Below are 7591 nucleotides of genomic sequence, written 5' to 3' on the forward strand. Positions count from 1 at the left end.
GCGACGATGCCGCGGCCGGCCCGGTGAATCTTCCACTGGGCGAAGCGCAGGAACTTCACGTAGTCATCCTGTAGCCAGAGCTTTCGCTCGCCCAGTGGCCGGCCGTCCACGGTGTAGTAACTCTGGGCGCCGTCCAGGTCGGTTTTGAGCAGTCTCTCGGTCCACTCGTTCTGATTGGCCGAGATGCCGGAATAGGGCGGATTGCCCAGGATGACCAGGATCGGCTCTTCCTTCTTCACCCTGGCGGCGCAGTGACTCTCCTCGGAGAGCGAAGAGAGGCCGGGGATGGAAATCTGCGCCAGGTCTTCCATCTCCAGGGCGTTGGTCAGGTAGAACTGGAAGCGCTCGCCGTTCTGGAGCGGGACGCCCAGCGCCTCCAGCAGAAAGCCGACCTTCATGTGGCCGATGGCGTAGGGGGCCATGAGCAGTTCGAAGGCGAAAAAGTGCGGCAGGATGTGACTGCGGAGGAAGGCCGACTTGCCTCCCTCGCCGTACTTTCCCGTATAGGCCGCGAAGGCCGTGCGGATGGCCTCGGCGGGGAAGGTCAGCGTGCCGGCGGCGGGGTCCAGGAGGGTGACCTGCGCATCGGCCAGGCCGTCCGCCAGCCCAAAGCGGGTTTGGAGCAGGTGGTGCACGGCGCGCACGATATAGCGCACCACTGGCTCAGGGGTATAGTAGACGCCGCGCCGCTCGCGCGTTTCGGGGTCATATTCGGCCAGGAAGGTCTCATAGAAGTGCAGTACAGGATCGTCGCCCCGGCCCTGCTGGTAATACTGCGTCAGGATGGCCTGCACGTCGGCGGCGTTCAGCACGCCGGCGATGTCGTCCACAATGACTTCCATCTGCTTGGAGGGTTTGCCCAGCGAGATGAACTGGAAGACATCGCGCAGGATGCCGATAGTGGAAGGGATGAGTGAATAGGCTGTCTGTCGGTTAAAGGTCCCCCGGGCGCGGGTGCGGGCGGCGAACAGGCCGTAGGTGATGGTCTGGGCATAGAGGTCCGCGAACTGCTCCTCGGTCAGGCCGGCGATGAGATACTTCCGAAAGGCCTCGTAGAAGCCGTAGATGTCCTTCTGCTTCTGCTCCAGCTCCGGGCGGATCACCTCGTCGCGCAGGAAGCGGGTGCGCCGCGCCAGCTCCCGGGAGAGGGCCTCGGCGGTCAGCGCCGGCGGCAGTGCAAAGGAGAAGAAGGCCTCGAACAACTGTTTCAGGGCCTTCACCCCCTCGGCCGGCGGCCGCACCTTGAGCTTCTGGGCAATGACGGGACGCGCGAGCAGGGCGCGGTGCATCAACACGCCGTCGCGGTAAAGGCGAAACTCGTAGAAATCGGTCAGGATGACGTTGGGAAAGGTGTGCAGGTAGCGCTGGAGCTGATCGGAGGTTTCGACGACATCCAGCGCCGTCCCCGGCGCCTTGGCCTCGATATAGCCGATGACCTGGTGTGAGCCATCCCAGACGCGAAAATCGGGGTTGCCGGCCTCGGTCGTCTTGGGCACGACGGTGACCTGAACGGCACGCCCCTGCTCCCGGGCCAGCGCCTCGAGCAGGGTCTTCAGCGCCGGATAGTAGCTTTCCTCGCTGGCGTCGCCGCGCCGGCTGAGGTCGGCAATCGAGTCGAGATAGGCTTGGAACGCTGTGGCCATATGCAGGAGCCCCCGGATCATTCCATGGTCGGTGTCCGACGGGTCTATGAGGCCGGCGGGCGCTTCAGCACGGCGCGCGAGCGGCTGGCGCCCTCCTCCGGCCCCACATAGCCCTCCTGCTCCAGCAGGTCGATCAGGCGGGCGGCCCGCGAGTAGCCGATGCGCAGCCGGCGCTGGAGCAGGGAGATAGAAGCGCGGTCATACTCCTGGATGACGCGCACTGCCTCATCGAAGAGCACATCGCGCGGCTTGGCCGCGGGGGCCGGCTGTGCCAGGTCTGCCCAAAGGGGCGGCTGGATCACCTCCGCCGGTTCCGCCGGCTCGCCGGCCGGCCGGATGCCCTTCCAGTATCGCACCAGGCGCTGGACCTCCAGATCGGAGACGAAGCACCCCTGCAGGCGCTGAAGCTTGGGGGAATCCGGGGCCATATAGAGCATGTCGCCGCGGCCCAGCAGTTGCTCGGCGCCGGCGGTGTCCAGGATGACCCGCGAGTCCACCTGACTGGTCACGGCGAAAGAAATGCGGGCCGGGAAATTGGCCTTGATCAATCCCGTCACCACGTCCACGCTGGGGCGCTGGGTGGCGATGATCAGGTGAATGCCGGTGGCGCGCGCCATCTGGGCGATGCGGCAGACGGAACGCTCCACCTCATCAGGGGCCATCATCATCAGGTCGGCCAGCTCGTCGATGACGATGACGATGATGGGCAGGATCGGCTCGCCGCGCTCCCGCTGGCGCTCGTTATAGCCTTCGAGGTTGCGCACGCCGGCCTTGGCGAACAGCTCATAGCGGCGGTCCATCTCTCGTGTCGCCCACTGCAGGGTGGGCACCACCCGCTCCAGGTCCACCACCACGGGCGCCAGCAGATGGGGCACGCCGTTAAAGGGCACCAGCTCCACCCGCTTCGGGTCAATCATCAGCAGGCGCAGGGTTTCGGGCGTGTTATTGCACAGCAGGCAGGTGACCAGGGAGTTGATGCAGACCGACTTGCCGGAACCGGTGGCGCCGGCGATGAGCAGATGGGGCATCTTCGCCAGGTCGGCGCAGACCGGCTGTCCGGAGACGTCCTGCCCCAGCGCCAGCGCCAGCGGCGAGCGGATGGAGCGGAAGGCCTCGCTCTCCATGACACTGCGCAGGGAGACGAGCGAGGTGCGCTGGTTGGGGACCTCGATGCCGACGATGGGCCGGCCGGGCACCGGCGCCTCGATGCGGATAGGGGAGGCGGCCAGCGCCAGCGCCAGGTCCTTGGCTAGGGCGCTGATGCGCGCCACCTTCACCTTGGAGCGCTTAATACGGCCCTTGGAGTCCTTGGTCTCGATGAAGCCGGGTTCGACGCCGAACTGGGTGACCACCGGCCCCTGGTTCACCTCCACCACGCGCGCCGGCACCCCGAAGCTTGCCAGCGTCTCCTCGATGATGCGCACCCGTTCGCGCACCTCGGCCGGGCTCAGCTCCATGTCCACACCCTCGTCGAGGATTTCCTCAATGCGGGGCAGTTGCCAGAGCTGGCCGCTGGGTGGCGGTGCGGCGCTCACTGGTTCTCTCGGCTCGGCCGGCGCCGGCGTGAAGCGCTCCGGCACCGGGTGGGCGGTAGGGACGGCCGGCACCCTGGGGGAAACCGGTCTCTCTACGGGCGGCTCCGGAGCCCGGGGCGGCGGCGCCGGCGGCTCTACCATCGTGGGGCCTGGGGTGATGGGGGGAGCCTTGCGCCGGCCCAGCGCCGGCCAGCCCGGCACCAGCATATGCCGGCGCACCGCCTGATGGATTTCCTGCGCCAGGCCGCGCACCGCCTGCCAGAACTCCGCCAGGGTGATATCCAGCACCAGGATGAGCGCCACGAAGAAGCATGCCAGGATGAAGGTCCACGCGCCGATGAGCCCGAGGGCCTCCACCAGCACCAGGCTGGCGCCCCAGCCGATATATCCGCCGCCCTGGCCGGCTTCCGCCAGGAGCCGGGCATCCTCATGCCCGATGGAGGCGATGAGGTGGGCGGCCGTCAGGAAGACGAAGAAGAACAGCCCCCAGCCGGCCGGCTTCTCCCAATCCAGGGGCATATCCTGCTCGAAATCGCGGGCGATGAGCCACAGCCCCAGCCCGCCCAGGGCGAAGGGGATGACATAGACCCCCCAGCCGAAGCTCAACCGCAGGAAATGGATCCAGGCGCCGGTCAGGCCGCCGCGGTTAATGGAAAGCAGGCTGAAGAGGGTGAGCAGGGCGATCGCCAGCAGGACAATGCCGGCGATATCTGCCCGCATCCCCAGGGGAAAGCGGCCTGAAGCGTTTCTGCCTTTGGATTTCGCGGTGCTTCGCTTCGCCATACCCGCCCATATGTTCGAGAGATTCAACCGTATTATAACACACGGCGGGCACGCGGGACAAGGCGAGAGGGTGCAGGGCTCCGCCGAAGCCGGCTGGACGGCCGGGGATGGGACGTGGTCCGGCATCGGCCGGCGTCAGCACAGCATCGGCACTTTCCAGGGCATAATGGTAAAGGTGTAGCGGCGGGCGCGCACGCTGTAAATTTCCCCGTCCACGTGGGAGGGCAGGGGCTCGCTCGATTCGAGCGTCACTTTCTGAGCCTTGGCCATCATGATGCGCGGATGCTTGGGGTGTGTGCCCCGGATAAAGCGCGGCACCATCGGCAGCATACTGTGTCGGGGGAGCTTGCGCACGAAGCACAGGCTGAACAGCCCGTCGTCAATGCGCGAGCCGGGGGTCATGTGGAAAACCGCGCCGAAGCGCTCGCCGTTCATGACGGAAATCATCATCAGGTGATCTTCAAAAGACTGATCGTCGTACGTGACCTTGACGAGAGGAGAGCGATAGTAAAAGAGCAGGGTCATCAGCACCGCCGGCAGGTACACCGCCGCCCCCCGCAGATAGCGGATCTTGCGGCTTTCGATGTTCACCACGGCATCAAAGCCCAATCCCACGCCGTTGACGAAAAAGAGGGGCGGCTCGGTGTCGGACTCCACCAGGCCGACATCCATCCAGCGCACGCGGCCGTCCAGCAGGCGCTGGCAGGCCGCCGGCACTTCATGCGGAAGGCCGAAGTTATACCCGAAGTCATTGCCGGTGCCGACCGGGATCATGCCGAAGCGGGGCATGGTGCCGGGGTCGCCGCCGTTGCGCAGCCAGCGCGACAGCCCGTTCATGATCTCGTTGGCGGTGCCGTCGCCGCCGGCGCCGGCGATGAAGGGGACGCCCCGCTGGGCCGCCTCATATGCCCACTTCGTTGCATCGCCGGGCTGGTTGGTCACCAGGATCTCCACTGGCTGGCCGGCCTGCTGAAAAGCGCGCGCAATCTCTTCCTTGGAGGCGGCTCCCCGGCCGCGGCCGGCAACGGGGTTGACAATCACCACGGGTACCGTCATGTCTTCTCTCGATGTACCTCTTCCGTGAATTTTTTATAATAACACCCCACCGGGCGGTTCGTCACGCTATGAGGTCCGGCCCGGGGCCGGCCAGGTCGTAGTACAGGTCGGAGAGCGCCCGCGTCAGGTCGCCCTCATTTGAGAACGCCAGCAGGACCATCTCCTCCCGCTTGGGGCCTTGATAGCGCAGGCGCAGGGCCGGCCGGCGGCGCAGGCCGTATTCCAGCTCGCCGATCTCAATATCGCGGATGTCCTCCGGCTTGAAGAAAGCGTACCACATGCCGACGTACTGCCGGCGCGAGCGCGCCAGCAGGAAGCGCGACCATGGCACATGCGCCATCACCGCATGCTCGCGCGTCTCGAACGTGTGGTAAATGGCTTCCAGGTCCACGAAGAAGCGTTCCTTGCCCTCCACCGACAGCCTGCCCGTGGCGCGAATCTTGATATGCTCCAGGCCGCGCAGGGGGGTATGCGGTGCCTCCGGGGCTTTAGCGCTCCGGGACGGCACGAAGCGGTGATAGCGCTGCAGGCGTCCCCATATCAGCAGGGCCAGGCCGGCCAGCGCGAGGAAGCCGGCCAGCACCGGCACCACCAGCGGCCAACGCCGCCACAGCCCGATGACCGCGACCAGCAGGCCGATTACCACCCCCCATACGCCCACGGGCAGAGCGCCGTAATAATGCCGGCTGAGCTGGTGGCTGAGTTTCAGCAGTCGGCCTACCATTGTATAATCCCCCTTTCATTCGCTGGCGGTGCTGGCGGCAGGGCGCTTTTGCCGGCGCAGGCGGGGATCAAAGCGCACCAGCCAGATGCCCACCAGCACTACTGCCGCACCCGCCATCTGGATGACGTTCAGCCGCTCTCCCAGCGCGATCCAGGCAGTGATGAGGGAGATGATGGGCGTCAGGTTGGAGTAGGCGGTGGCGCGGGCACTGCCCATGTACTGGACGCCCGTGTTCCAGAACAGATATGACAGGGCGATGGAGAAGACGGCCGAGAAGAGCAGGCCGGCCCAGGCCGGCCAGGGAATGGCGCCCCAATCGGTGCGCAGAAGCTGTGGCAGAGCGATCAGGTCCAGCGCCGGCGCGGCAAAGAGCATCGAGAGGGTGGTGATCTTGGTGGGCGAATGCCGCTCCAGCAGGGACTGGCTCCCGATGGTATAGGCGGCCCAGCACACCGCCGCCAGCAGGATCAGGCCGTCGCCGATGAGCGAGGAGCTTCCGGGGCGGAACGTCTTTCCCGACCCCAGCGTCAGCATGGCTACGCCAGCGAAGGTCAGCACGGCGCCGGCCCAGATGAGGGCCGGCAGGCGCTGGCGGCGGATCAGGCCCCAGTACAGGGCGATGAAGATAGGGATAGTGGCCAGCAGGACCGAGGTGTTGCCGGCGGTCGTGCGGCTTAACCCGAAGACGAACAGCAGTTGATACAGCAGTACCCCCACTACCATGACCGGGAAGGTGCGCCGGCGGTCCTCCCGCGGGAGCGCGAGCGATTGGCGCTGGAGGCGGGAGATCAACAGCATCACAATGGACGAGAGGGAGAAGCGCAGGGCGTTGAAGACTATCGGATGCATGACCGCCAGGGTGGCCTTGACGACGCTGGTGTTCACGCCCCAGATGAGGACGGCCAGCAAGATGAGCACATCCGGCAGGCCGAACGGGGGACGTGTGCCGGTATACTGGGTGGATGGCGAAACTTGGGCCCTGCTCATTCCGCCCGCACGACCTCCCCGCGCGCGAGAATGGCTTGCAGATAATCGCGGCCGGCCACGATGCTCTCCAGATCATTGAACTTGCCCAGCTCCAGCACCTGGATGGTGTCGGGGCGGATGTAGGTGCGGATCATCTCGAAGGGCATGTTGCCCGGCGCCGGCGCATAATGGTCGTGCACATGGTCCGCCATGCCGTGCAGATGCACGCCGACCAGGCAGTGCCCGTAGCGTTCGAGCCAGTCCTGATGCCGGCAGATGCCGAAGTTCTCCTGCACCTGCGCATGGCCGCAGTCGTGCCAGTATCCCAGGTTGGGCAGGTCCGCCTCCGCCAGCACTTCCGCCAGCTCGTCCAGGTCCGGCAGGCCGTAGTAATGATAGCGGCACTCGATCCCGAAGCGCAGTTCCGGGAAATGCGGGCAGACCTCCCGCAGGCTCTTCACCAACCGCTCCAGGTGCGGCCGGCCCATTTCCTTGCGTTGGGCGACTTTCTTCTGCATGATCTCCGCCATGGCGCTCGGGGGGATTTCCCCGCGGGCGAAAGCGCGGCGCAGTTGGCGGTATTCCTGATCCTCCTTGGCCGCCGGCACGAAGCCGGCGTGAATCACCACGGCCCGCGCACCCAACTGCACGGCGGTCTCCGCGGTACTGCGCAGATGCAAAACTGCCTGCTGGCGCTCCTCCTCGTTCAGCGAGGCGATGTTGTCGCCGTACCCATCATCCGGGGCCAGCGGCTCGCGCAGGGTCGAACAGACGTTGTGCAGGCTGGTGATGGTGAACCCCAGCTCCTGCTGGAGCCGGTGCATCTCCTCCAGGTCCACCGGATGCACCACGTAGTTCAGCTCGAAGGCCTGAAAGCCGTGTTT

5 protein-coding genes and 1 pseudogene (1 of these 6 running past the window's edge) are annotated in these 7591 nt (G+C 66.0%); all 6 read right to left on the minus strand.

Annotated features, from left to right (window positions below; genetic code table 11):
• Positions 1–1643 (minus strand): annotated as a pseudogene (locus H5T60_08915) (N-6 DNA methylase); it reaches 377 nt to the left of the window's first position.
• Positions 1644–1687: 44 nt separating this feature from the next.
• Positions 1688–3961: a DNA translocase FtsK gene (locus tag H5T60_08920; GenBank protein MBC7242552.1), complete on the minus strand. Its 2274-nt coding sequence runs from the start codon at positions 3959–3961 to the stop codon at positions 1688–1690.
• Positions 3962–4096: 135 nt separating this feature from the next.
• Positions 4097–5017, minus strand: coding sequence for a diacylglycerol kinase family lipid kinase (locus H5T60_08925; GenBank protein MBC7242553.1), 921 nt, complete (start codon positions 5015–5017; stop codon positions 4097–4099).
• Positions 5018–5078: 61 nt separating this feature from the next.
• On the minus strand, positions 5079–5741 hold the full coding sequence (locus H5T60_08930; GenBank protein ID MBC7242554.1) for a hypothetical protein: 663 nt from the start codon (positions 5739–5741) through the stop codon (positions 5079–5081).
• A gap of 15 nt (positions 5742–5756) precedes the next feature.
• A complete protein-coding gene (locus tag H5T60_08935; protein MBC7242555.1) occupies positions 5757–6728 on the minus strand; it encodes a DMT family transporter in 972 nt (323 codons plus the stop codon).
• Positions 6725–7591, minus strand: an 867-nt coding sequence (locus H5T60_08940; GenBank protein ID MBC7242556.1) for a sugar phosphate isomerase/epimerase, incomplete at its 5' end; no start/stop codon positions are given. The genes H5T60_08940 and H5T60_08935, both read right to left, overlap by 4 nt.

It is taken from the genome of Anaerolineae bacterium (assembly GCA_014360855.1).
Classification (GTDB): Bacteria; Chloroflexota; Anaerolineae; order JACIWP01; family JACIWP01; genus JACIWP01.

What these genes read in the sequence shown, in the direction of transcription:
- H5T60_08920 (MBC7242552.1), bottom strand. Translation starts at nt 3,961, where the DNA reads ATGGCGAAGCGAAGCACCGCGAAATCCAAAGGCAGAAACGCTTCAGGC.
- H5T60_08925 (MBC7242553.1), bottom strand. Translation starts at nt 5,017, where the DNA reads ATGACGGTACCCGTGGTGATTGTCAACCCCGTTGCCGGCCGCGGCCGG.
- H5T60_08930 (MBC7242554.1), bottom strand. Translation starts at nt 5,741, where the DNA reads ATGGTAGGCCGACTGCTGAAACTCAGCCACCAGCTCAGCCGGCATTAT.
- H5T60_08935 (MBC7242555.1), bottom strand. Translation starts at nt 6,728, where the DNA reads ATGAGCAGGGCCCAAGTTTCGCCATCCACCCAGTATACCGGCACACGT.